Raw genomic sequence first — 24,561 nt, forward strand, 5'->3', positions numbered from 1 at the left:
CAAGGGCCGACCGTAGACCCAGTAACGTGGCGATGTGCGACTAGGGGTACTCGACGTCGGAAGCAATACCGTCCATCTATTGGTTGTGGACGCCCATCGGGGCGGCCACCCAACACCCATGAGCTCGACCAAGTCCACGTTGAGGCTGGCAGAAAACACTGACGACCGCGGCGATATCACCACGTCAGGAGCCGATCGGTTGGTGTCGACGGTTTCCGAATTCGCCGGTATCGCCAAGACGTCCGGGTGCGAGGAAATGATGGCTTTTGCCACTTCCGCGGTCCGTGACGCCAACAATTCCGAAGCCGTACTCGCCCGCGTCCGCGCCGAGACCGGAGTCAACCTCGAGGTTCTGTCCGGGGTCGACGAAGCCCGCTTGACCTTTCTGGCCGTGCGCCGCTGGTACGGCTGGAGCGCCGGACGCATCCTGAACCTGGACATCGGCGGCGGCTCGCTCGAACTCACAGCAGGTGGTGACGAGGATCCGGACGTCGCCTTCTCACTGCAACTCGGTGCCGGACGGTTGACGCGCGACTGGCTACAGGCCGATCCGCCGGGCAAGCGCCGGGTCGCTGTATTGCGCGACTGGCTGGACGCGGAGTTGGTCGGACCAGCCAAGGAACTGCGCGCCGCCGGCGACTGGGACCGCACGGTCGGGACTTCGAAGACCTTCCGATCGTTGGCTCGGCTCACCGGCGCGGCCCCTTCTGCCGCAGGCCCCCGGGCAAAACGGACCCTGACTTCCAGCGGACTCAGGCAACTCATAGCCTTCATATCCAGGATGACGGCGGCGGACCGTGCAGAATTGGAAGGAGTGAGCTCGGATCGGTCACAGCAGATTGTGGCCGGCGCGCTCATCGCAGAGGCAACCATGCGGGCGCTCGGAGTGGACGAACTGGAAATTTGTCCCTGGGCACTGCGTGAGGGTCTGATTCTGCGAAAGCTCGACACAGAAATGGGCGGTGAATTGGTGGTGAGTGCTTGATGACCGAGGACAGTCAGCAGATTTCCGTAGCGGAACTGCTCAAGCGGAACGGTCAGAGCGTCGAATCCCGAGGTGGACGACGCCGGCGCGGCGTAGCCGGTGGCATCTCCGTCGCCGAACTGACGGGTGAGATCCCGATCGTTCGCCAATCGGGATCGCGCGCGGCCGCCGAGCCCGAGTCCGACGAACCAGCAGCCCGGCCCGAAGCCGCTGCGCCGGAAAACTCTGCACCTTCAGCGCCGGCCGAGGCCGTCGCGGAAACCGCCAAGTCAGTCGAACCGGCACCGAAGGTTCCCGCCGATCGCACCGCAGCCTTCGCCGTCTCGTTCGACGACGACGATGACGATGACGAGCCGCAGGCACCCAAGGGTGAGTCGAAGCCGGTTGCTGCGCCGCCGGTCACCACTCCGAAGCCGACTTCCACACCTTCGCCGGGACAGACCTCGAAGTCCTCGCCCGGGCAGTGGGTGAGCCGGGCACCGCTCAACTCCTCGTCACCGACGCAGGTAACGCAGGAACCAGCCCTGCTGTCGGGTCAGACCCTGGCGGGCGACCTGATGCGTCAGGAGCGCGCCGCAACGCAGTCGCCGTCGTTGCGTCCGCCGATCCTGCCGCCGCGTGTCCCCACTCCCGTCGCCAAGGCACCTGCACAGACCGCTCCCGCTCCGGCCGCGCCGGAAGAGAGCACCGAACTGATCGACAAGATCGCAGACGCGGATGCCGGCGAGGCCGAATCCACCGCCGTGGTCGATCTGGTCAAGGCGCCGGCTGTCGATGACGGTGCAAAAAAGACCAGTGCCGCCGCGGAGTCCGATGTCGAAGCCGAACCGGCAGCGGAAGAGGCAGGCGAGCGTAACTCGATCCGTGAATGGGCAGTGCTTGCCGGTCAGGTGGTTGTTGCACTGATCGTCGGCGGCGCGATGTTCAAGGGCTTCGAGAAGCTGTGGGACATGCTGCCGTGGGTGGCGTTGGTGCTCGCGCTGATCGTGATCGTCGGCCTGGTTGCTGTCGTGCGGGTTCTGCGGAAGACGGACGACATCACGAGTTTCGTGATCGCGGTGGTCGTCGGCATGATCGTGACGCTCGGTCCACTGGCGTTCTTGTTGACCTCGGGTTGATCGGACGATGATCGGGGGATCGCAGCGCATGGTTCGTCGGCCGATAGCCGTCGGCCTGTCGACGGCTTCGGTATATCCGGAGAACACGGAAGCAGCATTTCGCTACGCCGCTGATCTCGGATACGACGGTGTCGAACTGATGGTGTGGGCCGAATCCGTGAGTCAGGACATCGGTGCTGTTGCCGCCCTCGTTCGCAAGTACGCCATTCCGGTGCAGGCGGTGCATGCGCCGTGTCTGCTGATTTCGCAGCGCGTGTGGGGTTCCGATCCGGTCGAGAAGCTCGAGCGTTCGGTGCGCACCGCCGAAACCTTGGGAGCGACGACGGTGGTCGTCCACCCGCCGTTCCGGTGGCAGCGCAAGTACGCCGAAGGCTTCGCGGAACAGGTTGTCGAACTCGAATCGAAGAGCAGCGTCGTGGTGGCGGTGGAGAACATGTTCCCCATGCGCGCCGACAGCTTCTTCGGCGGCAAGGACAAGTCCGCGGAGCGTCTGCGTAAACGTGGCGGTCCAGGGGCAGCGTTGTCCGCGTTCAGTCCGTCGTACGACCCGACCGATTCCGATCATGCTCACTACACACTCGACCTGTCGCACACCGCGACGGCGGGCATGGATGCCCTGGAGTTGGCCTCCCGTATGGGCAAGGGGCTCGAGCACCTGCACCTGGCCGACGGTCGCGGGGCGTCGATGGACGAGCACCTGATTCCGGGGCATGGCTCACAGCCGTGCGCGGAGTTGTGTCAGCAATTGGCTGCGAGCGAATTCAGCGGCCAGGCAGTCATCGAGATCAACACGCAGAACGCGCGCACCCGGCGGGAGCGGTCGTCGATGCTGGCGCAGGCGCTCGCGTTTGCACGCGAGCACCTGGCACGCTCAGCGGTGGCCGGCAAGTAGCGCAGCTTCGAACTGCGCGCGCACCTTCTCGACGTGTGCGTCGAGGTCTTTGGTCTCCCAGCCTTCGGTCGAGATGGGATCGAGCACCGAGACATAGACCGGGCCTGGATGGGCGACAAGCGAATTGCGCCACATCCGTTCACCCGCGTTGTGAATCACCACGGGCACGATCGGCACACCGGCTTGGATCGCCAAGTGGAATCCACCCTTCTTGAAAGGGCCCAGACGTGGCGTCGGAGAACGGGTGCCCTCCGGAGCTATGACTATCGAGACACCATTCTTCAGCTTGTCGACTGCCGGTTGCAGTGCAGCCTTCGCCTTCGTGGTGTCGGTGCGGTCGATGTAGGCGACGTCGAGCAGTGCACCGACGGGCATGAACCGCGGATCGCTTGCCGCTTCCTTCTTCGCGACGCCGGTCACGTCACGCTTGATCACGGTGCCCAGGACCAACATGTCCAGGGAACTCTGATGGTTGAACATGAACACCGCCGGGCGGTGATCCCACACGTTGTGCTCGCCGTCGATCTCGACGTCGATGCCCAGCAGTGAGAGCGAGATGTCGGGGCCGTACGTGCCGACCAGGTTCGCACCCAGTTGACGGTTCCCGGTGACAATGCCTGCCGACGCACCGAGGGCGGCGGTGGCAGCAAGCGCGCCCATGGCCGTCGCCGTTCGGATCGTGGAGATCGGTGTTGCGCCTCGTTGCGGTTTACGCAGGCTGACCGAAGGCCAGTGATTGCGCAACGCGATCTTGGCCAGACCACGATCGGGATTCAACGCGACAGGTCGCCCGACGGCCTCGAGCATGAAGACGTCTTCGACACCGTTGGAGTACGCAAACGCGTTCTTCAGATCGGCGCCCATCTTCTCGGCATAGCCTGCAAGGGCATTGGCCTTGGCCGGCCCCCACAGTGCGGGCGAAGACAGTTCGCCGGTGAGCATGCCGTCGACGACTTCGGGTTCGGTGCACAGCACGTCTTCGATGTCGAGATCTTCGGCGACGTACTTGGCCTGGAACGGAGTCGCCGACGTAGCCATCACGATCGTGTGGCCGGCTCGCCGGTGTGCCGCCAGTAGCCCGCGGGTTTCCGGGTAGATCATCGCGGCGATTTCCTGCTTGAACAGCCGTCGGCCCCAGTCGTTCAGTTCCTCGACGGTACGGCCGCCCAAGGCTCGAACGCCGATGTCCATGAGTGCTCCGACGTCAGCACCGCGGAATTGGGTGTCGATCGCGGCACCGGTGGTGCGCAAGAGTTCGCCGACGCTGATATCCAAGCGTCGCAGGCGGTCTCGGTACACAACGCTGGCCGAGTACCCGCTGATCAAGGTGCCGTCGAGGTCGAAGGCGGCGATCGTTCCGGGCCCGGGCGGGGCGGCTTCGATGGCGGAGTGCAGACGCTCGAGTCCGGTCACAGTCCTACTTCCTCGTTCGCGGCGGGCGCTCGGTTTGCTTCTGGAATGGTCACTACCGCGGCGGCGTCCGGTACCGGCATCGCCACCTGATCGAGTCGTGCATGCGCGAGTGCGCGAAGGTGACGCAGGCGCTCGACCTGAACCTTGATCTCGGCAGCGAATGCCAGGCGCCTGGCCCGGACTCCGTCGTCGTCGACTTCGATCAAGTTACGGTTGCGCGCCAAATTCAGTGCGGTGGCGAACAACTCGCCGGAGACGGATTCGTTGCTGGCGATCTGCTGCCGCAGTCGACGCTGATGTGCGACGTCGATGCAGTTGCTGATGAACGACTTTTCGTCGAACGATGTCGAAATCGGCGCGAGCACAAGCTGATCGGCGACAACCTGGTACGCCTCGAGGAACGGTTGGAGCACGCGGTGCGCGAGGTACGGGCGAACCGTCTCGATCATGTGCTCGGTTCGTTTGTCGTCGGCCATGACGGTTTCCCACTCGGGGTCGATCAGCGTCAGCTCGGTCCGCATCTCCTGCTCGAACGTGTCCCGGTCACTGAAGAAGAACTCGAATTTCAACAAATCTCGGATGCGCTTGGCCTCTGCCCACCCGTCCCCGATGGGGTCCTCGAACCGCTCTTCGACGGCTGCCTGAAGTACGAGTTCGGTGATGGCACGCACGACAAGAAAGTGAATCGTGTTGTTGCGGTAGAAGGCAGCGACAAGATGCTGGTCCTTGCCGAGGTAGAAGACCTGCTCGCCGCCCCGATCGAAGCGCTCGAGCACCCCGGAATCGACGTGTGTCTGCAATGCCTTCTCGATGACACGCGGATCGGACAGTTCGACGTCGCCGGCGATCGGAAGATTTCGCGCGGTGATGTAGCCGAACAGCGGCGTGAGAATCGCGGTGAGTTCACGAACTGTCAACGCCCGGTCTTCGATTCCGAGGAACGCCAACATCGCCAGTGAAGACACGGTCACCGGGGTGACCTCGTTGATGCGGTGACACACCTCGATGCCGGCCTTCTGAATGGCGAGGCGCTGATCGGTTTCCTGGCTGAGTGCGTCCGCGAGTGAGAGCGGCCGGCCGATGGTCACGTGCGCGACACCGTTGCGTTTTCCCTGGGCGCGTACGTAACCCACCATCCAGCGCAGGCCTTCCGGTGTCTTCTCGGCGCCGAGCGCCTCGGCAGCCATGGCCCCGACCTCGTAGAGTTGGTCGTAGCTCAGCGCAACCGGGACGAGGTACACGTCGGACGCTCCGCTGACCTGAAATGCCTTGGTCAGGTAGGTCAGGAGACCGAAGCGCGGCGGGCGTAGTTTCCCGGTACGTCCGCGTCCACCTTCGATGTACCACTCCAGATTGAAGCGCTTGGTCAGCAGATAGCGCATGTACTCGTGCATCGACCATTTGTAGACCTCGTCGTTGCCGATGCTTCGACGAATGAAGACGGTGCCGCTGCGCTTGAGGATCGAGCCCATGGGCCAGAAACTGATGTTGAGGCCGCCCATGACGTGATTGAGCGGCAAGCCGTTCGCGATCAACGCCGGACGCAGGACGAGGGGATCGAGGTACGAACGGTGACTGGGGAGGAAGACCAGTGAGTGTTCCTTGTTCAGCTCACGGAGTTCCTCGAAGCGGCTCGTGTCCACGTCCAGCTTGTAGGCGCGAGCGAAGTAGCGGCCCAGGCGATCCCACACCGCGATGGCTTGGCGACTCTGGGTGGCAACCATTTCTTCGAGAGCTTCACGTGCGCGGCGATCGACTTCGGCGACGGCGATGTTCAACCGGTCGGCCAAAGCCATGACCTCGGTGGCGAATCGGCGGGTGTCGGTGATCTCGTCGACGACGAACCGTGACACCTTGTACTGGCCACCCAGTAGGCCCAATTCGGCGCGTTCGAGTGCCAGAGCGGCCTGCCGTCGGATGAACTCCGGTAGCGAACCGCCACCGCTCTTTTCGAGGCGACGCTCGAGATCGCTCAGTGGTGCGGGTTCACCTTCGATGACCTGGCACCGAGAGGGGTCGGTGCGCAGGGTTCTGCGTTGTGCACCGCGTCCGGGGTGGAGAGGATCGCGTGGTGCCAGCGCATCACGTAGTCGCACCGCGACGTTGTGCTTGGTATGGGTGTCCGGAATCCACACCACGCGAAGCGGTGCGAGCATCGGGTCGTCGGTCCGTGCCGCCAGTTCTGCCAGGGTCTTGTCGGTGATGTTGACGGTGACCGGCCGAGTTTCGGATGAGCTTGCCTTGTCGGCAAGCCACTTTCGCAGCACGCCGGCTTCGGCCTCTGTCATGGTTTCGGTGAGGTACACGCGCGGGTTGGTCGTGTTCTCGCTCATGACTCACGCACCTTCCGTTGTGACTCCGAGAGCGACGATCTCGTCCAGGCTCTCCTGCAAGCACTGCATCAGCAGCGCGGGTTTTGTGATCGCAGCGGTGTCGAGATTGATTCCGATACAGCACACCCCGACGTGGGAGACCAGTGTCGCCATTGCCGCGCAACCGGGCGCCGGGCCGAACGGGAACATCCGCTCGATCTTCGCTCCGGCGAGATAGACCGGTACCGGTACGCCGGCGACGTTGCTGGCCTGCAGGTCCAGACCCGTCGACTGTGACAGATACCAGTTCGCGAGTAGATAATTCGGCAGGCGGGCGAGGATCGGGGCGGCGACGTCGAGAGCGTCCAACGCGGGCTCCTCCCGCAGACCCAGTACGATCTCTCGCACCTGCCTGATGCGTTTGGCCGGATCGGTTTCGGAGACCGGGCCGTTGAAGCGAACGGCTGCAAACCTGTTGCCGCCGTTGGCGTCTGCGCCCGTACGCATGCTGATCGGCATACCCATCGGAATGCTGTCGACGGACTGTCCGAAGGCTTCGTGGTAGCGACGGAAGCCGCCGAGCAAAGCGGCGACGTACGCGTCGTTGAGTGACCCGCCGGCAGCTTTTGCTCCGGCCTTGAGCTCGGGAACACCCACTTCGAGAGTTCCGAACCATCGTCCGAGACCACGATCGTGGAGCAGAGGGGAACCGGAACGAGCTGGGGGAGTGACGATCTTGCGGAGTGAATTGGCGTAACCGAGGACCTCGGAAGCTGTCGTGATCGGACTCGAGATCGCCGTGGTCGCAACATTGGTGGCACCACGGACCAGCTTGGCGATACGCGAGGGCGCACGCCGGATCTCGCTGACCACCTCCTCGCCGAAGGCGCCCACCGACGACAGATGCTCAGGAGCAGGCGGTGTGCGGTCGGGCTTGTTCGGAGTGGGGTCCGGGCGTCTGCTGTGCAGGAGCGTCATCATCTGGATGCCGCCCATGCCGTCGGTGATGGAGTGGTGAGTCTTGACCACGAACACGGCGCGACCGTCGTCGAGACCTTCGATGAGCAGCGCGCTCCACGGCGGTCGAGCCTTGTCGAAAGGTTCCGTCGCAAGGTGACGACACATGCGCAGTGCGTGATCGAAGTCCGCCGGTGCAGGTAAGCGGACGCGTCGTAGGTGGTAGCCGATGTCGAACTCGGGATCGACGGACCACACCGGGTTGCCCAGCTGCATTGCCGGTTCCACTGCTCGCATACGAATACGCGGAACCACGTGCGATGCCCACTCGACTGCGTCGAGAAGTCGATCCCAGTCCGGGGCACGATCGAGTACCTCTACCGCAACGATCGGTGAGCGCAGTTGCGGCTGCGCCTCTTCCATCCGCCACATTCCAGTCTCGAAGTCGGACATCGTGCGGTTCGCCCCCCAGGCGACCGCGGAAAGGTCGACGTCGACCGCGCTAGGAGGAACAAATGGATTGCTGTTGGCCATACGTCAAGAACTCCCTCGGTCTGCGGATCCACCCCGCGCATCTCTGCTTCTAAGTGTGGACCCGCGACCGTGGGCGCGTCCCGGTTTCGGTGTCAGCCGACAGGTGTGACGTTCGTCAGTTAAGGGCTAATCGGACATGCCGGGAAGTTCAGTGCTCAAGAAGTGACGCCGACGGCTTTCAGGGCTATCTCGCGGTAGAGAACACTGACTTCGCGCGGAGTCTGCGGTCCGTCGAGTCGATACCAGAGGACGACGGACTGACACATTCCCAGTAGTGCACGGCCCGTTCCGGTGATGTCCGGGACCGTGAACTCACCGCTCTCGACGCCTGCCGTCAGTACGTCGACGAGTAGGTTCTCGAGCTTCTTTCGCTTGGCGGCGTAGCTCTTTCGTTCCGCGTCCTCGAGGTATCGCAGTTCGGAATCGAGGAAGGCTATGTCGGAGCGACTGGTCATGTGCAGAACACACGCCTCGACGAGATTGCCGAACTGTGCCGTCGGCGACGGTCCGGCAGCGTCGACCGCAGCGATCGCGCGTGCGGTGACGTTCTCGATGCCCGGTTCCATCAGCGCGACGAGGATGCCCTGTTTGTTGCCGTGGTGGTAATACAGCGTCGGCACGGTGACACCGGCACGTTTTGCGATGTCACGAACCGACGCTCCGTGGTAACCGAGTTCGTGGAACACCTCGAGTGCGGCGGTGAGCAGGGGAGTCAGCGTCAGTGGTTCCACGATGCGCCACTGTTCGTCGGGCTGAGCCTCCGACTGCAAATCCGTCATTCCGCCTGTTCGCTCCGTTCGGAAATTTCTGGTGATGTGCGCAAAGAAGGTTCAACCCTAGCGCAAGGCGTGTCCTCCTTACCGATGCTCGGCCACCATTGGATAGCATCACTATCCAGTAAAGGGTCGAGCGAGTTGGACGGAGGAGCGGTGAAGGTTTCCGAACTGGCCGCACAGTCCGGCGTTGCACTGGCCACTATCAAGTACTACCTCCGTGAAGGTCTGCTGATGCCTGGTGAGCCGACCAGCGCAACGGGAGCGAGGTACGGCGAACAGCACGTCCGGCGACTCGCGTTGATCAGGGCCCTGGCCGGGGCGGGACTCGCGATTCCACGGATTCGCGCGGTGCTCGAACTGGTGGACAGTGACGAGCGATCCGAATTCGAGACTTTCGGCCGCGCAATCGCGCAACTACCCCCGTACGTCGAACCTGAACCGGATCCAGAGTTCCCCAGAGCTCGCAAGGTTCTGGAGTTTCTCGGTCAGGTCTTCGAACCGAGGTACGTGGCGGTCGCGCACCTCGAGCGGGCACTGATCGGCCTCGAGGATGCAGGACTGAGTCTCTCGGACGAGCGCCTGCGCGCCTACGGCGACCACATCCGAGGGATTGCCGAAGTGGAAATCGAGCTGATGCCTACCAGTTCGACCGAGGACGGCATTCGCTATGCGGTCCTGGGAACCGCCATGTACGAACCCGTCCTGACAGCTTTGCGACGCCTGGCGCACCAAGATTTGGCCGCACGACATTTCCCGCAACACCGAGAAAGCACCGAACAGGAAAATCGATGAGCACCAGTCCCTTTCAAGATCTCAATCGCCTCACCTCGCTCGGCGACGGGCGATACACCGCAACGATCGATTCGATCTGGACCATCGGGCCGAAAGTGCACGGCGGCTCCATGATGGCTGTGTGCGCCGCTGCAGCGCGTCAATGTCTGCGCGACGGCGCAGGTGAGAACGACTCGCTTCTGAAGATGCAGCCACTCGCGGTGAGCGCCAACTATCTGTCGGCCCCAGATCCGGGTGAAGTCGAACTGGAGGTGATCGTCCGAAAGCAGGGACGCCAGGTCGCGTTGTTCGACGTCGAGTTGAGCCAGGCGGGCCGCAGCGCTGTTCGCGCGGCGGTCACGCTCGGATTCCCCGATGACGGCGACCCCACCTTCGTCACGGCCTCGTCGATCGACGACATGTCACCGGAACCGCCGGAGAGTGCGGTGGCAGTCATCGGCGATCACCCGATGGCGCAGGTCGTGCATGTCGGTCAGGGTTGCGACATGCGAATCGACACCACCTCGGCGCACTTCCTGACCGGCAGCCAAGGCGAGGCCGAGGTCAGGATGTGGGTCCGTCCTCGACCCGAGGACGAAAACGACCTCGACACCGCTGTGCTGTTCGCGATCATGGCGGGTGACATCAGCGCGCCGGTGACGATGAACCGCGGCCTGTTCGGGTGGGCGCCGACCGTGCAGTTGACGACGTACCTGCGCCGACTGCCGACGCCGGGATGGCTTCGCGTGCGGGCGAGCTCGGATGTTCTGGGCAGCACGTGGTTCGAAGAGGATCATGCTGTTCTCGATTCGACGGGCGCAGTCGTCGTCCAGAGTCGTCAATTGGCGATGATGCCCCGCTAGGGTCGATCGCTGCGGTCGTGGCAGGCTGTTCGCCATGACAAGAATTGCGATTATCGGTGGCGGCAAGATCGGCGAGGCGCTGATCTCCGGGCTGTTGCAGGCCGGCCACGCCATCAAGGATCTGGTCGTCGCCGAGCAATATCAGCCTCGCGCAGACGAATTGATCGCCGAATACTCCATCCGCGTCAGCACGGTCGCCGATGCCGCCGAGGGTGCGGACGTCATCGTCATCGCGGTGAAGCCGAACGACGTCGAGTCAGCGCTCACGGCGTTGACGAAGGTCGATCTGGACGGCGACCTCGAACAATTGATCGTTTCCCTTGCGGCGGGAATCCCCACGGGATTCTTCGAAACGCGTCTGCCCGCAGGGTTCCCGGTCATCCGCGTCATGCCGAACACCCCCATGTTGGTCGGGGAGGGCGTGAGCGTGCTCTCGCCCGGACGGCACGTCAAGGCCGAGCATCTCGAGCTCGTACGCGGCATCCTCGGCAGCGTCGGCAAGGTGGTCACGGTTCCCGAATCGCAGATCGACGCGGTCACGGCTGTCTCCGGTTCCGGCCCGGCCTACTTCTTTCTGGTCGCCGAAGCGATGATCGACGCGGGAGTCGGTCTCGGCCTGACGCGCCGGGTCGCTACCGAATTGGTGGTGCAGACGATGGTCGGTTCCGCAGCGATGCTCGATCGCACCGGCGACAGCGCGACGGATCTTCGCGCCGCGGTGACGTCACCGGGCGGAACGACGGCTGCGGCACTGCGTCAGCTCGAAGCGGGCGGCCTGCGGACGGCGTTCTTCGATGCCTTGGATGCCGCCAAGTCGCGCTCGGCCGCGATGGGTGCAGCTGCGGATTAGTCGTCCGTTTAGCCACACCCGTCGCTTTAACCCCACCAGTACAGCTAAGCTCGACTTAGTACGTACGTGTCTGTTCCGCCGGAGGGGAAGCCGGCGGCGCGAGTCGTGCTGGAGGTATGTGGATTAATGGTGTCTGCAAACAAGCCGTCCATGGGTTCGTCCCACGACGGAAAGCCGGCAGTGGCCGGCACGCAATTCCTCACTGTTGCTGAGGTAGCAACTTTGATGAGGGTGTCGAAAATGACTGTGTACCGGTTGGTACACAGTGGCGAATTGCCTGCTGTACGAGTGGGCCGTTCGTTCCGTGTACATGCGAAGGCAGTACACGATTACCTCGAAACCTCGTACTTCGATGCCGGCTGACCAGCCGGTTCGAAGAGGATGACCTCGGCGTGAGCCGAGTCGCGGGCACAGCGGTTGCTGTGCCGGAGGCTCGGTTTATGCCGAGTGACTCCACACCGGTACGATGAGTCACTGTCGTACCAGCAAGCTGGTGTCGTAAGGCGCTGAGCTAGTTAAAACGAGGGCCAGGCGCCAATTGCTTGGCGCAGGCGTACGTGACCGGCGTGCGCAGGAACGCTAGAGAAGAACGTGAGGGACACCCGCTATGGGTTCAGTGATCAAGAAGCGTCGCAAGCGCATGTCGAAGAAGAAGCACCGCAAGCTGCTTCGTCGTACCCGAGTACAGCGCAGGAAACTCGGTAAATAAGCAGTACCTGTTGATGCCCGCCACCCCTTCCGGGGTGGCGGGCATCAGCATATTCGGGGGGAAGCGATGTGTGCCACGTCTCATTGGCTGGGCGGTTTGTCTTGAATGGCCGAAATTTGGGTAGTCAGCGCGGGACCCCCTCTGCCCGTAAAGTGGGGGAAAATCGCGGGAGGGACGCTTCGGCAGAGCGCGTTTCTACTGGATATGGGGGTACTTGGTGGTTGAAGGTGACAACACTTCAGGGGGCACGACGCCTCGCGTCGTACTGGTGACCGGGGCGAGCAGATTTCTCGGCGGCTACCTGGTGACCAGGCTTGCGCAGAATCCGTCGATCGAGCGTGTCATCGCCGTCGACGCCGTCAGTCCGAGCAAGGACATGATGCGCAGAATGGGCCGCGCGGAATTCGTGCGAGCAGACATCCGCAATCCGCTGATCGGCAAAGTGATCCGAAACGCCGAGGTCGACACCGTCGTGCACGCGTCGACGCTTCAGAAAGCCCCCAAAGCCGGCAGCCGCGCCGCGATGAAGGACATGAACGTCATCGGCGCCATGCAACTGTTCGCGGTCTGCCAGAAAGCGCCGACGGTTCGCAAGGTGATCCTGCGCTCGGCTTCGGTCGTCTACGGGTGCAGTGCCAAGGATCCCGCTCAGTTCACCGAAGAAATGAGTGCGCGCCGCCGGCCGCCGGGCGGATATGCCCGCGACAGCCTCGAGATCGAGGGATACCTCCGCGGAATGGGGCGTCGGCGCCCGGACATCTCGGTCGGGATTCTGCGGTTGGCGCCGTTGATCGGACCTCAGCTGACTGCAACCGTCGGGCACTACGTCACCGCCCCACTCGTGCCCACCATCGTCGGGCGCAACGCGCGCCTGCAATTGCTCCACGTCGAGGATGCCCTCGCGGCGCTGGAGAAGGCGACCATCGGACACGCTTCGGGTACGTACAACATCGCCGGCGACGGAGTGGTCATGATGTCGCAGGCGATCCGCCGGGCAGGCAGGGTGGAAGTTCCCATGCCGCTCGCTCTGTTCCGCAGCGTCGGGAGCGCGTTGGTGGGGTCGTCCATGAGGCTGTACACCGACGAGCAACTCGAGTACTTCCGGTTCGGCTGCGGACTCGACACCACTCGCATGCGCAGCGAGCTGGGGTTCGAGCCGCGATGGACCACCATGCAAGCACTCGACGATTTCATGCGTGCGATGCAGACGCGCCGGATCATCAAGTCCGAGTGGATCGATCGGGCGGAGAATGCGTTGACCACCATCCTCGGCGGTGACACCGCCGCGGCGGCAACAAGTGCAGACGTGATGCACATGCCGCTGTCGGGACGAAGTGCGGTGAAGGGGTGACTGACGTGGCGAAGGTAATTCCCCTGCGGCCCAGCGCAACTCACACCGGAAAGTCGGCAACTTCCCGTTCGCGTGAGTCCGTCACCGGTGCGGAGCGTGACATCCGTGAACAAAGTGAACGTCGGCATCCGTCCGGAGTGTCCTCGGCGGCCGACCACGGCGGTGAGAGCACGTTCGTCGATTCGGCCAGGTCGGCGATCGTCGACCAGATCGCCTCGGCAGCAGAATTCCTCCGACGTCGGGTGTCCGGCGACTACGAGGTCGACGAGTTCGGGTTCGACCCGCATTTCGCGGACAACGTCGTCATGCCGATGTTGCGCCCGTTGTTCGAGAAGTGGTTTCGCGTCGAGGTCAGTGGGATCGAGAACATTCCCCTCACCGGGGGAGCGCTTGTGGTCGCCAACCACGCCGGTGTGATCCCGATCGACGGACTGATGACGTCGGTTGCCGTGCACGATCACCATCCAGCGCATCGTCCACTGCGAATGTTGGCTGCGGACATGGCATTCGAGATGCCGGTGGTGGGTGGACTGGCGCGCAAAGCCGGCCATACGTTGGCCTGCAACCCCGACGCCGAGCGTCTGCTCAACGACGGTGAAGTCGCGGCCGTGTTCCCGGAAGGATTCAAGGGCATCGGGAAACCGTTCAGTGAGCGGTACAAGTTGCAGCGGTTCGGGCGCGGTGGCTTCGTGTCGGCCGCAATGCGAACCGGTGTTCCGATCATTCCGTGCTCGATCGTGGGTTCGGAGGAGATCTATCCCAAAATCGGTGATCTCACCACACTCGCACGCGTTCTCGGTCTTCCGTATTTCCCGGTGACACCGCTGTTTCCGCACTTCGGGCCGCTCGGCCTGGTTCCGTTGCCGTCGAAGTGGTACATCGAGTTCGGAAAGCCCATCGTCACCGACACCTTCGAGAGCGGTGCCGCCGACGATCCGATGGTCCTGTTCGAGGTGACGGACCACGTCCGGGAAACCATTCAGCAGACGCTGTATCGACTGTTGGCCAAGCGCCGCAACGTCTTTCTCGGCTGAGTTCGGTCCGGATCGCTGCTCGATCCGGACCGAACCCGCTCAGGCGTTCTGTTCTTTGCGCCTGGCGAGAATTGCAGCGAGCGCCCCGCCGACCGCTCCGAGCACCAGCGCCGTCGGTACGCCGATCTTGGCGGCCTTTCGTCCGGTGCGGAAATCGCGAACTTCCCACCCGCGGTTCTTCGCGAGTTCACGAAGATCTGCGTCGGGATTGATCGCCACCGGTGTCCCCACCAACGAGAGCATCGGAACGTCGTTGTGGCTGTCGGAGTAGGCGGAACAGCGCTTGAGATTGAGGCCTTCACGCACCGCCAACGTCCGTACGGCGTGCGCCTTGCCCATGCCGTGCAGGATGTCGCCGACGAGTCGGCCGGTGAAGACGCCGTCCTCACTCTCGGCGACAGTGCCCAAGGCGCCGGTCAATCCCAGTTTCTCGGCGATGACCTGAGCCAGTTCGACCGGAGTTGCCGTCACCAACCACACCTGTTGTCCGGCGTCGAGGTGCATCTGGGCCAACGCCCTCGTGCCTGGCCAGATCTTGTCGGCGATGACCTCGTCGTAGATCTCCTCGCCGAGGCGGGCGAGTTCGGCGGTGGATCGACCGGCCACGAAGGACAGTGCTTTCTCGCGGCCTTCGGCGACGTCGTCACTACTTTCTCGGCCGGTGACTCGGAACTTGATCTGCTTCCACGCGAAATCCACCAGATCCGAGGTCTTGAGATACTTTCGCGCAGCGAGACCACGGGCGAAGTGGATGATCGACGCACCCTGCACCATGGTGTTGTCGACGTCGAAGAATGCGGCGGCTGTGAGGTCGCGCGGAACGGCCGGGGGCTCTTCGCCGGTTTCCGGTTCTGTGGGGTTGGCGGCTTCGTGCAATGCCAGAGCTGCGTCAGCGCTCGCCTCGCCGGCGAGATTGGCTCGAACTTCCGACTCACTCGGGCCCAGCGGATTCTTCACGTGGCGACGCCCGGGGAGAATGACCCCGGCAAGCCCTGATCCGAATCCGGAGCCGTTCGGTAGTGATCGCGCAGGCACCCGCACCTCCCGTGTTGCATTCTCGAGCAGAGAACTCTTCGAGTCAGCCTATCCTCCGCGATGAGGCCCGATGGGTTGGATGGTGACCTTCCCTGTGGTGTGTGACGTTCCTCTCCGCCGATTTGGCACCGAGTGGGGCTCCGGAGGCACACTCGACCGATCAAGTAGATGGCGTCCCCGTAGAAGAAAGGTATGCGTCGATGACTGCAGCTACGCATGAAGTGACCCTGTTGACACGCGCAGGATGCGCGTCCTGCGTCGGCGCGGCGGAGGTCCTGCGACGGGTCTGTTCCGAGTTCGAGCTGGAATTGACGTGCATCGACGTGGACGAAGCTGCCGCGACGGATCCAGAGCTGAGAGCGGAGTACGGAGACAGATTGCCCGTCATTCTTCTCGACGGACGCGAGCACGGTTACTGGGAAGTCGACGAGGAGCGCCTTCGTGACGATTTACGCAAGTAAGGCAACCCTCAAAGTTGTCCGCGGAGCCGCTTTGCAGGTGAACGGCACATCGAACCCGTCTCGAGCAACTTTGTGCATGGGTTCACAAGCGGTTACCGTGGTGTGAACATTCCCCCGGAGCATCGTGGAGGTCGACAGTCGTGTCGACCGGACGAGGAGCCAGCGACGTGACCGAACCGCACCAGACGCATGAGCCTGTGGCTCAGCGCGTCACCGGCGCTGCGGGCTCTTCCGTCACCGACGCTTCCAGCGCCTCGGTTACCGACCCGATCGCTCAGGATCGCGTCATCCCCCAGGCTACGGTGACGCGCTTGGCCGCATACCTGCGGGTCCTCGGAGTGATGTCCGACCGGGGTACCTCCATCGTCTCGAGCGAGGAACTCGCGCAGGCGTCAGGTGTCGGATCAGCGAAGTTGCGTAAGGATCTGTCGTTCCTCGGACCCAACGGTGTCCGCGGCGTCGGGTACGACGTCAACAGGCTCCGCATCCGCATCGAGCGTGCACTCGGACTCGATCGTGGGCACAAGGTCGTTCTCGTCGGAGTCGGAAACCTCGGCAAGGCGCTGGTCGGCTACGGCGGATTCAGCCGCCGCGGTTTCGAGATGGTCGGACTCTTCGACAGTGATGCAGATCGAATCGGAAGCAGAGTCGGGGATCTCGTCGTGCGCAGTACCGAGGAACTGACCGTCGCCTGCCGTGAACTGAATGCGACCATCGGCGTCATCTCCACTCCGGACGAGGCAGCTCAGGGCGTGTGCGACCAGTTCGTCAGCGCCGGGCTGCGCTGCATCATGAGTTTTTCGCCGATCGCCCTCGACGTTCCCGATCACGTGGAACTGCGACGTGTAGATCTAGCCGTCGAGATGCAGGTTCTCTCCTTCAACAGTGCGCGCAATGCCGATCAGGCATCCAGCGCGCCGCGAGTACGAGTGGCTCACGCCGCATCCGCTTCGTCAGTCCCATCCACCAGTTCACCCGCTCCGGTCGGAGCAGGTTCGACAAGAAACGGATCAGTGATCGCGCCGTGAGTGTTCTGCTTGTCGGGGTCTCGCATCGAACCGCGCCCGTCCCGGTGCTCGAGCGAGTAGCTGTCACCGACACCGATCGTCCGAAGCTGATCGACAAGCTTCTGGCGTCTTCGCACATCTCCGAAGCGATGATCGTCTCCACGTGTAACCGGGTGGAGGTCTACGCGGTGGTGGACGCGTTCCACGGTGCACTCACCGAGGTCGGTGAAATCCTGGCCGACCATTCGGGTCTCGACCTGACAGCGCTGCACGCTCACGCGTACGTCCGCTACAGCGAAGCAGCGGTCGAACATCTCTTCGCGGTGGCCAGCGGCCTCGATTCCATGGTGATCGGCGAACAGCAGATCCTCGGCCAGATCCGTTCGGCCTACGCATCTTCGGATGCGCAGCAGGCCGCCGGACGCGTCGTCCACGAACTGGCTCAGCAGGCACTGCGCGTCGGCAAGCGAGTGCATTCCGAAACCGGAATCGACTCCGCCGGAGCATCAGTCGTGTCCGTGGCTCTCGATCGTGCAGCGCGCATCATCGGTGAGGGCGGCCTGGTCGGCCGCACTGCCGTGGTTGTCGGTGCAGGCTCGATGGGCGGTCTGTCGGTTGCGCATCTCACCCGCGCCGGAATCGCACGCATCGTCGTCGTCAACCGGACACAGGAACGCGCCGAGCACCTGGCAGAGACGGCACGCTCCAACGGCGTCGACGCCGACGGTGTTGCCTTCGATCAGCTTTCGGCCGCGATGGCGCAGGCAGATGTCATGGTGACCTGTACCGGCGCGGTCGGGGCAGTGGTCACCCTGGCGGATGTGCACCGCGCACTCGCCGAGCCCGATCGCGACAACACCAAGCACCTCGTCATCTGCGACCTCGGGCTGCCGCGCGACATCGATCCCGCCGTCGCCGGCCTGCCGGGTGTGACCGTTCTCGACATGGAGACGCTGCAGCGTGATCCAGCGGCAGGCGCCGCCGCTTCCGACGCAGATGCCGCACGCACCATCGTTGCCGGTGAGCTTGCGACGTACCTCGCGGGACAGCGTCTCGCCGAGGTCACTCCGACCGTCACGGCTTTGCGTCAGCGCGCCGCCGACGTCGTCGAAGCCGAACTGATGCGGCTCGATTCGCGTCTGCCCGGCCTGGACGATCCGCAGCGCGACGAGGTTGCGCGCACCGTGCGCCGCGTCGTGGACAAGCTTCTCCACGCCCCGACCGTGCGCGTCAAGCAACTGGCGTCGGCCCCCGGCGGCGACTCCTACGCAGCAGCGCTGCGCGAACTCTTCGAACTCAGCCCCGGATCTCCCGCGGCCGTGGCCACACCCACCGATCTGGTGGACGGCGACCGCACTGGAAGGGACCTGCAGGCATGAGCGTCACCACCCCTCGATCGGGGAGCCCGCTGCGGATCGGCACTCGCGGAAGTCTTCTCGCGACCACGCAAGCCGGTACCGTGCGCGATGCCCTCATTGCGGCCGGACATCCCGCCGAGTTGGTCATCATCAAGACCAAGGGCGACCAGTCCACCGATCCCGTCCAGAAGATCGGCGTCGGAGTGTTCACGGCAGAGCTTCGAGAAGCCTTGCTGGACAACCGCGTCGACGTTGCGGTGCATTCCTACAAGGACTTACCGACCGCGCAGGACCCGCGTTTCGTCATCGCGGCGATTCCGCCACGCGAAGATCCGCGTGACGCGCTGGTCGCCCGTGACGGTCTGGTCCTCGGGGAGCTTCCGGCCGGTTCCAAGGTGGGAACCTCGGCGCCGCGCCGTGTTTCGCAGCTGAAGGCACTCGGTCTCGGCCTCGACATCGTGCCGTTGCGGGGCAACCTGCAGCGCCGTCTCGGCAAGGTCGAATCCGGTGAACTCGACGCCGTGATCCTCGCTCGCGCCGGCCTGTCTCGTATCGGTCTGCTCGATCTCATCACCGAGAACATCGAGCCCGTGCAGATGCTCCCCGCTCCGGCGCAGGGTGCCCTGGCCGTCGAATGCCTTTCTGCCAATGCGGAATTGGCGGCGATCCTCGCCGAGCACGACGACGCGGGTACCCGGGCGGCAGTTACTGCCGAGCGCGCCCTGCTCGCCGAGTTGGAAGCCGGCTGCACCGCTCCGGTGGGAGCGATCGCGGAGATCGTCGAATCCCTCGACGACGACGGCAGAATCTTCGACGAACTGTCGGTACGCGGCTGCGCAGCCGCCATCGACGGTTCGGACGTCATCCGTACCGGCGCAGTGGGTGCGCCGGACAAGGCCGAGGAACTCGGCCGAGCGGTAGCGCGCGAGTTACTCGAACTCGGCGCCCGCGAGTTGATGAACGTGACTACAGGCGAGGCAGCCGATGTTTGACGCCCCACTTTGCACTTGCACCAAGTTCCCATTTCGATACAGCGCACTGGAGAATCACCGATGACCCGAGTCCGAAAGAACACTCCCGGACGGATCCTGTTCGTGGGATCGGGACCGGGCGACCCCGCCCTGCTCACCGTTCGCGCACGTGACGTCCTCACCGGCGCCGCAATGGCATTCACCGATCCGGATGTCGACAAGGGCGTCGTCGCACTCGTCGGGATCGACATGGGCCGCGACGAGGAGACCGGCGAGCTGATCGCGGACGTGCGTCCGGCACTCGGCGAGCCTGCCGAGGTTGCAAAGACATTGGTGCACGAGGCCAAGAACGGTCACGACGTCGTGCGTCTGGTCTCCGGCGACCCGCTGACCACGGATTCCGTGATCGCAGAGGTCACCGCAGTCGCCCGCACGCAGGTTCAGTTCGAGGTTCTCCCGGGTCTACCTTCCGGTTCGGCTGTGCCGAGCTACGCCGGCATGGCGCTCGGCTCGGGTCACACCGAGGCCGACGTTCGCGGTGAAGTCGACTGGGCTGCTCTGGCCGCTGCACCGGGACCGCTTGTCCTGCACGCGACGTCCGGACATCTCGCCGAGACCGCCAGCGCGCTGGTCGAGAACGGCTTGGCCCCGCAGACGCCTGCTGCGATCACCGTCCGCGGTACCACTCGTCAGCAGCGAACCGTCGAGGCAACTCTCGCGACGCTCAACGAAGCCGGATCCGAACTGGTGGGCTCGCTCATCGTCACCGTCGGCAAGGTTGTCGCGCAGCGCAACAAGATGTCGTGGTGGGAATCGCGCGCTCTGTACGGCTGGACCGTCCTCGTGCCGCGCACCAAGGATCAGGCCGGCGAGATGAGCGACCGTCTGGTCACTCACGGAGCGATCCCGATCGAGGTTCCGACCATCGCCGTCGAGCCGCCTCGCAGCCCGGCTCAGATGGAGCGTTCGGTCAAGGGACTCGTCGACGGTCGCTACCAGTGGGTCGTCTTCACTTCCACCAATGCTGTTCGCGCAGTGTGGGAGAAGTTCGAAGAGTTCGGCCTCGACGCTCGCGCCTTCTCCGGTGTGAAGATCGCCTGCATCGGTGAAGCAACCGCAGCCAAGGTGCGCTCGTTCGGCATCAACCCCGAGCTGATCCCGACCGGTGAGCAGTCCAGCGAAGGCCTGTTGGCCGAATTCGCCCCGTACGACGACGTTTTCGATCCGGTCAACCGGGTTCTGTTGCCGCGGGCGGACATTGCGACCGAAACCCTCGCAGAGGGCCTGCGCGAACGCGGTTGGGAGATCGACGACGTCACCGCCTACCGCACCGTCCGGGCAGCGCCGCCGCCGGCCGAGACCCGCGAGATGATCAAGACCGGTGGATTCGACGCCGTCTGCTTCACCTCGTCCTCGACCGTGCGCAACCTCGTCGGCATCGCCGGCAAGCCGCACGCCCGCACGTTGGTCGCGTGCATCGGCCCGAAGACGGCCGAAACCGCTATCGAGTTCGGTCTGCGCGTCGACGTGCAGCCCGAGACCTCGCAGGTGGGACCGCTGGTGGAGGCTCTCGCCGAGCATGCTGCTCGTCTGCGCGCCGAAGGTGCTTTGCCGCCCCCGCGCAAGAAGTCTCGAAGGCGCTAGCGCACCCGTGAGGGGTTGAGGAGTCTGTGGACTCCTCAACCGCTCACAGGTTCCGACGAAGGAGGGCTACTTCTCGTGTTTCCCACTCATCGCCCTCGCCGGCTCCGGCGCACTCCTGCGCTCCGGCGACTCGTGGCAGAGACCTCGCTCGAACCCCGGCACCTCGTTTTGCCGATGTTCGTCGCCGACGGCATCGACGCACCGCGTGAGATCAGTTCCATGCCAGGCGTTTTCCAGCACACTCTCGATTCGCTGCGGTCCGCAGCGGTGGAAGCGGTGGAAGCCGGCGTCGGTGGCCTGATGCTGTTCGGTGTTCCGAAGGCGGAGGACAAGGATCCCCAGGGGTCCGGTGCCTCCGATCCCGACGGAATCCTCAACGTCGGATTGCGCGCTCTGGCAGACGAACTCGGCGATTCGACGGTCATCATGGCCGATACCTGCCTCGACGAGTTCACCGATCACGGCCACTGCGGCGTGTTGACTGCCGGCGGCGCTGTCGACAACGACGCGACCTTGATCCGATACGTCGAAATGGCTCTCGCACAAGCTGAATCGGGTGCGCACCTGCTCGGTCCCAGCGGCATGATGGACGGTCAGGTGGCTGCGATCCGCGGTGCACTCGATGCTTCGGGGTATGTCGATGTCGGTCAGCTCGCCTATGCCGCGAAATATGCGTCAGCGTTCTACGGCCCGTTCCGTGAAGCCGTCGGATCCTCACTGCAAGGCGACCGTCGTACGTATCAGCAGGACGGCGCCAATCGCCGCGAGTCGATGCGCGAGGTAGACCTCGACGTCGCCGAGGGCGCCGACATGGTGATGGTCAAGCCTGCAATGTCCTACCTGGACATTCTGCGTGAGACCGCCGACCGGTCCCCGGTTCCGGTCGCTGCGTACCAGATCTCGGGGGAGTACTCGATGATCACCGCGGCCGCGCAGAACGGCTGGATCGATCGGGACGCGGCGATTCTCGAATCGCTCATCAGCATTCGCCGCGCCGGTGCCGACGTGGTCCTCACGTACTGGGCGTCGGAAGTTGCCGGATGGCTGTGACGGAGTCACGCATGGTGGCTGCGCCGGTATCGACCGATACGCTGGTGTCATGACCGAGCAGTGGCCGCCGTCGCGCCAGGAACCGCCCCGCCGGGAACCTCCCTACGAGAACCAGCCGTTCGAGAATCAGCCGTACCGCGAACTCGGACCGATGCCGACGGGTCAGATCCCGGGATACGGCCCCGGTTCCAACGGATACCCGGGACCTGCGCCGAAACCCGAGCCGCCGACGGACGTCGTGACTGCGATTCAGTTGTGGTGGGCTGTGACGGCGCTGGGGTTGGTCCAGGGCGGCGCGATGATCTGGATGCTGCTCGGGCAGAAGTCGATGTTCGTCGACGAGATGCTCAGAAATCAGGCAGCTGTCGACGCCGGTCTGACGCGTTCCGACGTGGAGGGCATGTTCCCACTGGTCATCGTGTTCTCTGCGGTATTGGTCGTGATCGTCACCGCGGTGTTCCTTCTGTTCGTGCGCGCGATGAGTCGCGGCAAGAACTGGGCTCGAATGTTGCTGACGTTCTGTGGCGTCTTCATGCTGGTCTCCGCGATCCCGGTGATCTTCGGGCTCGGCGGCGACGGCGGCGCGGCCACTCTGCTGTTCGGCGGAGCGGAAATCCTGCAGGCAGTTGCTGCTGTCGGGGCGATCGTGATGATGCACCGAAAAGAGTCCAATCCGTACTTTCTTCGTTTCCCCCCGGCGGGGAACCGGTAGGTAGCTCGGGGTACTGTGAAACGGGTCACTGAAGTAGTAGGGGAGAGGTCGGACGCGATGAGTTCTCAGGAAGCCCTGCGTACGGAAAGCACCCACGACGCGCCACTGCGCCAACGTGGTTCACGCACCGAAGTGATCTTGTTCGCGATCCTCGGAGCCTCTGTTCTGGTGACACTCCTGATGCTCATGATTCCGGGCATCGTCAGCGGATAGCGCACACTTGAACCCGTGAGTATCTCTACGAAGGTCAGGCGCCCGACGGCTGTCGAGGCAGCATTCTGGCTGTGGATCGCCAGCGCGTTCCTGCTCATACTCTTCGGCCTGATCAATGTCACCAGCGCTTCGTATTCGTTGCGTGAGCAGTTCACCGATCAAGGCGTTTCTGCCGGAAACATCGACATCTACGTCACCTTCGTGCGGGTGTCAGGGCTGGTTCTGCTGTTGACCGGCCTCGCGATCGGCGGCCTCGCCGGTCCCACTCGCGCCGGAAGGGCGTTGTGCCGACGGATCCTGGTGATCGTGTCCGGAGTGTTCGCGGTGCTGCAGATCGCGCTGGTCGTGGCCGGGATCAGTACCGTGCTCGCGCTGGTTGTTCCCGTCATGCTGATCTGTGCCTGCGTCGCGATCTACCGCGACACCACCCGAAGTTGGTTTGCCCGTGGCTGATCGCGCGCCGGAAATCGGCCCGGACGTTCTGTACTACGAACCGGGTTCTCGGTGGTGGGCCATCGCGTTCGGTCCGATCTTCTGCCTGATCGCCTTGGTCATCGAACTGTTCACGGGCCCGGTGGTGCATTGGTTCGGTCTGGCGATGTTCGCCGTGATCCTCACCGGATTGGTCTACGTGCAGGTGATCGCAGCACGGCGGCACGCGAGCGTACTTCTGACCGCGACCACGTTGCGTCAGGGAACCGAAGAGGTGCCGATCACCGAGATCGCCGAGGTGTTCCCGGAGTCCGACGACGCTGCCTACGAGGACGAAATGGAACCGTGGGAAACGGCACGCGCGCTCGGTGAGCTGTCCGGAGTGCCCAGGCGTCGGCACGGTATCGGCTTACGTTTGACCACCGGGGGATTGGTGCGGGCGTGGGCAAAGGACGATCAGGCACTGCGCGAGGCGTTGAGTCAGGTCGTTGTGGTTGGTGTCGAACCGGACGGGTCTGCCGATGACTGAGCCACAGCCATCCCCGCGTGTCGACGTGAAGACGTGGATCGGTGTACTCGGTATCGTCGCCGCAACGATTCTGGCGGTCGTGTGCTGGCGAGCGGGTACGACGACGTCCGACTTCGGACCGATACTGGAGGGCGCTCCACCGTTCGAGAGCACGCACTACGACGGTCTCTGGATCTCGGGCGCCGGGTTGTCGATTCTGGTTGCGGGGCTGATGGCCATCGATGTCGTGCGCCGCGTCCGGGTGGGCTTCGTCGCATCGCAGTAGCCCTCATACGGGTAGGGGGTATAGTTGCGGTATGAGTAGTTACAGCCCCGAGCAGGACGATCTGCTCAAGCGCCTTCGTCGTATCGAAGGTCAGGTAGCCGGAATTTCACGCATGGTCGCAGACGACCGGTACTGCATCGACGTGCTCACCCAGGTATCCGCCGCGACGAGCGCGTTGCAGTCCGTGTCCCTGAAGCTTCTCGACGCCCACCTTGCGGGTTGCGTCGTCGAAGCTGCCAAGCAGGGTGGTCCGGAAGCGGACGTCAAGATCAAGGAAGCTCAGGCGGCCATCGCTCGCCTCGTTCGTTCGTAAGGTGTC

The 24,561-nt window shown here is 63.9% G+C and carries 26 protein-coding genes and 1 pseudogene; 22 read left to right on the plus strand and 5 right to left on the minus strand.

The window, feature by feature from the left end; genetic code table 11:
- Window positions 1-34: 34 nt before the first annotated feature.
- From P0M12_RS20475 to P0M12_RS20485, 3 genes are read left to right on the plus strand one after another with little or no spacing between them, the layout of a single operon-like run.
- A complete protein-coding gene (locus tag P0M12_RS20475; RefSeq protein ID WP_003941975.1) occupies window positions 35-985 on the plus strand; it encodes a Ppx/GppA phosphatase family protein in 951 nt (316 codons plus the stop codon).
- Window positions 985-2,103, plus strand: a complete 1,119-nt coding sequence (locus P0M12_RS20480; RefSeq protein ID WP_118606382.1) for a hypothetical protein — start codon at window positions 985-987, stop codon at window positions 2,101-2,103. The genes P0M12_RS20475 and P0M12_RS20480 overlap by 1 nt, the downstream gene beginning before the upstream one ends.
- Before the next feature lie 7 nt (window positions 2,104-2,110).
- On the plus strand, window positions 2,111-2,995 hold the full coding sequence (locus P0M12_RS20485) for a sugar phosphate isomerase/epimerase (protein WP_042923251.1): 885 nt from the start codon (window positions 2,111-2,113) through the stop codon (window positions 2,993-2,995).
- Here the strand turns inward: P0M12_RS20485 and P0M12_RS20490 are convergent.
- The 4 genes from P0M12_RS20490 to P0M12_RS20505 all read right to left on the minus strand — a co-directional run bounded on the left by P0M12_RS20490 (window position 2,975) and on the right by P0M12_RS20505 (window position 8,990).
- Window positions 2,975-4,408, minus strand: a complete 1,434-nt coding sequence (locus P0M12_RS20490) for an HAD-IB family hydrolase (protein ID WP_277376755.1) — start codon at window positions 4,406-4,408, stop codon at window positions 2,975-2,977. The two genes, P0M12_RS20485 and P0M12_RS20490, sit on opposite strands and share 21 nt — an antisense overlap.
- Window positions 4,405-6,741 (minus strand): glycerol-3-phosphate 1-O-acyltransferase, encoded by a 2,337-nt coding sequence (locus P0M12_RS20495; protein WP_007735324.1) that lies wholly within the window; start codon window positions 6,739-6,741, stop codon window positions 4,405-4,407. The genes P0M12_RS20490 and P0M12_RS20495 overlap by 4 nt, the downstream gene beginning before the upstream one ends.
- A 3-nt stretch (window positions 6,742-6,744) precedes the next feature.
- On the minus strand, window positions 6,745-8,211 hold the full coding sequence (locus tag P0M12_RS20500; protein ID WP_007735322.1) for a wax ester/triacylglycerol synthase domain-containing protein: 1,467 nt from the start codon (window positions 8,209-8,211) through the stop codon (window positions 6,745-6,747).
- Between the two features lie 155 nt (window positions 8,212-8,366).
- Complete coding sequence (locus P0M12_RS20505) at window positions 8,367-8,990, minus strand: TetR/AcrR family transcriptional regulator (protein ID WP_277376756.1); 624 nt, start codon at window positions 8,988-8,990, stop codon at window positions 8,367-8,369.
- 150 nt (window positions 8,991-9,140) lie between these two features.
- Between P0M12_RS20505 and P0M12_RS20510 the strand changes: the two genes are divergently transcribed.
- From P0M12_RS20510 to P0M12_RS20540, 7 genes are all read left to right on the plus strand, one after another.
- A complete protein-coding gene (locus P0M12_RS20510; RefSeq protein ID WP_058038152.1) occupies window positions 9,141-9,779 on the plus strand; it encodes a MerR family transcriptional regulator in 639 nt (212 codons plus the stop codon).
- A complete protein-coding gene (locus tag P0M12_RS20515; protein ID WP_116057027.1) occupies window positions 9,776-10,621 on the plus strand; it encodes a thioesterase family protein in 846 nt (281 codons plus the stop codon). The genes P0M12_RS20510 and P0M12_RS20515 overlap by 4 nt, the downstream gene beginning before the upstream one ends.
- Window positions 10,622-10,655: 34 nt before the next feature.
- Window positions 10,656-11,471 (plus strand): pyrroline-5-carboxylate reductase, encoded by an 816-nt coding sequence (gene proC / locus P0M12_RS20520; protein ID WP_277376757.1) that lies wholly within the window; start codon window positions 10,656-10,658, stop codon window positions 11,469-11,471.
- Window positions 11,472-11,621: 150 nt separating this feature from the next.
- A complete protein-coding gene (locus tag P0M12_RS20525; RefSeq protein ID WP_263284141.1) occupies window positions 11,622-11,834 on the plus strand; it encodes a helix-turn-helix domain-containing protein in 213 nt (70 codons plus the stop codon).
- A gap of 244 nt (window positions 11,835-12,078) precedes the next feature.
- Window positions 12,079-12,180 carry an AURKAIP1/COX24 domain-containing protein gene (locus P0M12_RS20530; RefSeq protein ID WP_003402602.1) on the plus strand — a complete coding sequence of 34 codons (102 nt, stop codon included), beginning with the start codon at window positions 12,079-12,081 and terminating at the stop codon, window positions 12,178-12,180.
- 217 nt (window positions 12,181-12,397) lie between these two features.
- Window positions 12,398-13,531 (plus strand): NAD-dependent epimerase/dehydratase family protein, encoded by a 1,134-nt coding sequence (locus P0M12_RS20535; protein WP_007735316.1) that lies wholly within the window; start codon window positions 12,398-12,400, stop codon window positions 13,529-13,531.
- The gene (locus P0M12_RS20540; protein WP_007735315.1) at window positions 13,528-14,565 is read left to right on the plus strand and encodes a lysophospholipid acyltransferase family protein; all 1,038 of its coding nucleotides are present in this window, start codon (window positions 13,528-13,530) and stop codon (window positions 14,563-14,565) included. The genes P0M12_RS20535 and P0M12_RS20540 overlap by 4 nt, the downstream gene beginning before the upstream one ends.
- Before the next feature lie 39 nt (window positions 14,566-14,604).
- On the opposite strand, the gene P0M12_RS20545 is transcribed toward P0M12_RS20540, so the two are convergent.
- A complete protein-coding gene (locus P0M12_RS20545; RefSeq protein ID WP_020968932.1) occupies window positions 14,605-15,600 on the minus strand; it encodes an HAD-IB family hydrolase in 996 nt (331 codons plus the stop codon).
- 200 nt (window positions 15,601-15,800) lie between these two features.
- On the opposite strand from P0M12_RS20545, the gene P0M12_RS20550 reads away from it, so the two are divergent.
- From P0M12_RS20550 to P0M12_RS20605, 12 genes and pseudogenes are all read left to right on the plus strand, one after another.
- Window positions 15,801-16,061, plus strand: coding sequence for a glutaredoxin family protein (locus tag P0M12_RS20550; protein WP_003941953.1), 261 nt, complete (start codon window positions 15,801-15,803; stop codon window positions 16,059-16,061).
- A gap of 140 nt (window positions 16,062-16,201) precedes the next feature.
- Window positions 16,202-17,089 (plus strand): redox-sensing transcriptional repressor Rex, encoded by an 888-nt coding sequence (locus tag P0M12_RS20555; RefSeq protein ID WP_007735314.1) that lies wholly within the window; start codon window positions 16,202-16,204, stop codon window positions 17,087-17,089.
- A pseudogene (locus P0M12_RS20560) lies at window positions 17,086-18,408 on the plus strand (glutamyl-tRNA reductase); the annotation flags it as partial. The gene P0M12_RS20555 and the pseudogene P0M12_RS20560, both read left to right, overlap by 4 nt.
- 35 nt (window positions 18,409-18,443) lie before the next feature.
- Window positions 18,444-19,418 (plus strand): hydroxymethylbilane synthase, encoded by a 975-nt coding sequence (gene hemC / locus P0M12_RS20565; protein ID WP_019744374.1) that lies wholly within the window; start codon window positions 18,444-18,446, stop codon window positions 19,416-19,418.
- A gap of 60 nt (window positions 19,419-19,478) precedes the next feature.
- On the plus strand, window positions 19,479-21,041 hold the full coding sequence (locus P0M12_RS20570) for a bifunctional uroporphyrinogen-III C-methyltransferase/uroporphyrinogen-III synthase (RefSeq protein ID WP_003941969.1): 1,563 nt from the start codon (window positions 19,479-19,481) through the stop codon (window positions 21,039-21,041).
- Window positions 21,042-21,116: 75 nt separating this feature from the next.
- Window positions 21,117-22,091 (plus strand): porphobilinogen synthase, encoded by a 975-nt coding sequence (gene hemB / locus P0M12_RS20575; RefSeq protein WP_007735309.1) that lies wholly within the window; start codon window positions 21,117-21,119, stop codon window positions 22,089-22,091.
- Window positions 22,092-22,140: 49 nt separating this feature from the next.
- The gene (locus P0M12_RS20580) at window positions 22,141-22,803 is read left to right on the plus strand and encodes a hypothetical protein (RefSeq protein ID WP_277376759.1); all 663 of its coding nucleotides are present in this window, start codon (window positions 22,141-22,143) and stop codon (window positions 22,801-22,803) included.
- A 57-nt stretch (window positions 22,804-22,860) separates the two neighbouring features.
- Complete coding sequence (locus P0M12_RS20585) at window positions 22,861-23,016, plus strand: hypothetical protein (protein WP_003941930.1); 156 nt, start codon at window positions 22,861-22,863, stop codon at window positions 23,014-23,016.
- A gap of 15 nt (window positions 23,017-23,031) precedes the next feature.
- Window positions 23,032-23,469, plus strand: coding sequence for a hypothetical protein (locus P0M12_RS20590; protein ID WP_003942066.1), 438 nt, complete (start codon window positions 23,032-23,034; stop codon window positions 23,467-23,469).
- Complete coding sequence (locus P0M12_RS20595) at window positions 23,462-23,977, plus strand: hypothetical protein (RefSeq protein WP_003941872.1); 516 nt, start codon at window positions 23,462-23,464, stop codon at window positions 23,975-23,977. The genes P0M12_RS20590 and P0M12_RS20595 overlap by 8 nt, the downstream gene beginning before the upstream one ends.
- Window positions 23,970-24,242 (plus strand): hypothetical protein, encoded by a 273-nt coding sequence (locus tag P0M12_RS20600; RefSeq protein ID WP_007735305.1) that lies wholly within the window; start codon window positions 23,970-23,972, stop codon window positions 24,240-24,242. Before P0M12_RS20595 ends, P0M12_RS20600 begins: the two co-directional genes overlap by 8 nt.
- Window positions 24,243-24,273: 31 nt before the next feature.
- Entirely contained in the window at window positions 24,274-24,555 is a 282-nt protein-coding gene (locus P0M12_RS20605; protein ID WP_003942012.1) for a metal-sensitive transcriptional regulator, read from the plus strand.
- Window positions 24,556-24,561: the final 6 nt, after the last annotated feature.

The organism is Rhodococcus sp. RCBS9, assembly GCF_029457415.1.
GTDB classification, from domain to species: domain Bacteria; phylum Actinomycetota; class Actinomycetes; order Mycobacteriales; family Mycobacteriaceae; genus Rhodococcus_F; species Rhodococcus_F qingshengii.

Excerpts from the sequence above, each read along its gene's own strand:
- P0M12_RS20480 (WP_118606382.1), top strand. The coding sequence starts at position 985 with ATGACCGAGGACAGTCAGCAGATTTCCGTAGCGGAACTGCTCAAGCGG.
- P0M12_RS20485 (WP_042923251.1), top strand. The coding sequence starts at position 2,111 with ATGATCGGGGGATCGCAGCGCATGGTTCGTCGGCCGATAGCCGTCGGC.
- P0M12_RS20495 (WP_007735324.1), bottom strand. The coding sequence starts at position 6,741 with ATGAGCGAGAACACGACCAACCCGCGCGTGTACCTCACCGAAACCATG.
- P0M12_RS20500 (WP_007735322.1), bottom strand. The coding sequence starts at position 8,211 with ATGGCCAACAGCAATCCATTTGTTCCTCCTAGCGCGGTCGACGTCGAC.
- P0M12_RS20505 (WP_277376756.1), bottom strand. The coding sequence starts at position 8,990 with ATGACGGATTTGCAGTCGGAGGCTCAGCCCGACGAACAGTGGCGCATC.
- P0M12_RS20515 (WP_116057027.1), top strand. The coding sequence starts at position 9,776 with ATGAGCACCAGTCCCTTTCAAGATCTCAATCGCCTCACCTCGCTCGGC.
- proC (WP_277376757.1), top strand. The coding sequence starts at position 10,656 with ATGACAAGAATTGCGATTATCGGTGGCGGCAAGATCGGCGAGGCGCTG.
- P0M12_RS20525 (WP_263284141.1), top strand. The coding sequence starts at position 11,622 with ATGGGTTCGTCCCACGACGGAAAGCCGGCAGTGGCCGGCACGCAATTC.
- P0M12_RS20530 (WP_003402602.1), top strand. The coding sequence starts at position 12,079 with ATGGGTTCAGTGATCAAGAAGCGTCGCAAGCGCATGTCGAAGAAGAAG.
- P0M12_RS20550 (WP_003941953.1), top strand. The coding sequence starts at position 15,801 with ATGACTGCAGCTACGCATGAAGTGACCCTGTTGACACGCGCAGGATGC.
- hemC (WP_019744374.1), top strand. The coding sequence starts at position 18,444 with ATGAGCGTCACCACCCCTCGATCGGGGAGCCCGCTGCGGATCGGCACT.
- P0M12_RS20570 (WP_003941969.1), top strand. The coding sequence starts at position 19,479 with ATGACCCGAGTCCGAAAGAACACTCCCGGACGGATCCTGTTCGTGGGA.
- P0M12_RS20580 (WP_277376759.1), top strand. The coding sequence starts at position 22,141 with ATGACCGAGCAGTGGCCGCCGTCGCGCCAGGAACCGCCCCGCCGGGAA.
- P0M12_RS20585 (WP_003941930.1), top strand. The coding sequence starts at position 22,861 with ATGAGTTCTCAGGAAGCCCTGCGTACGGAAAGCACCCACGACGCGCCA.
- P0M12_RS20600 (WP_007735305.1), top strand. The coding sequence starts at position 23,970 with ATGACTGAGCCACAGCCATCCCCGCGTGTCGACGTGAAGACGTGGATC.
- P0M12_RS20605 (WP_003942012.1), top strand. The coding sequence starts at position 24,274 with ATGAGTAGTTACAGCCCCGAGCAGGACGATCTGCTCAAGCGCCTTCGT.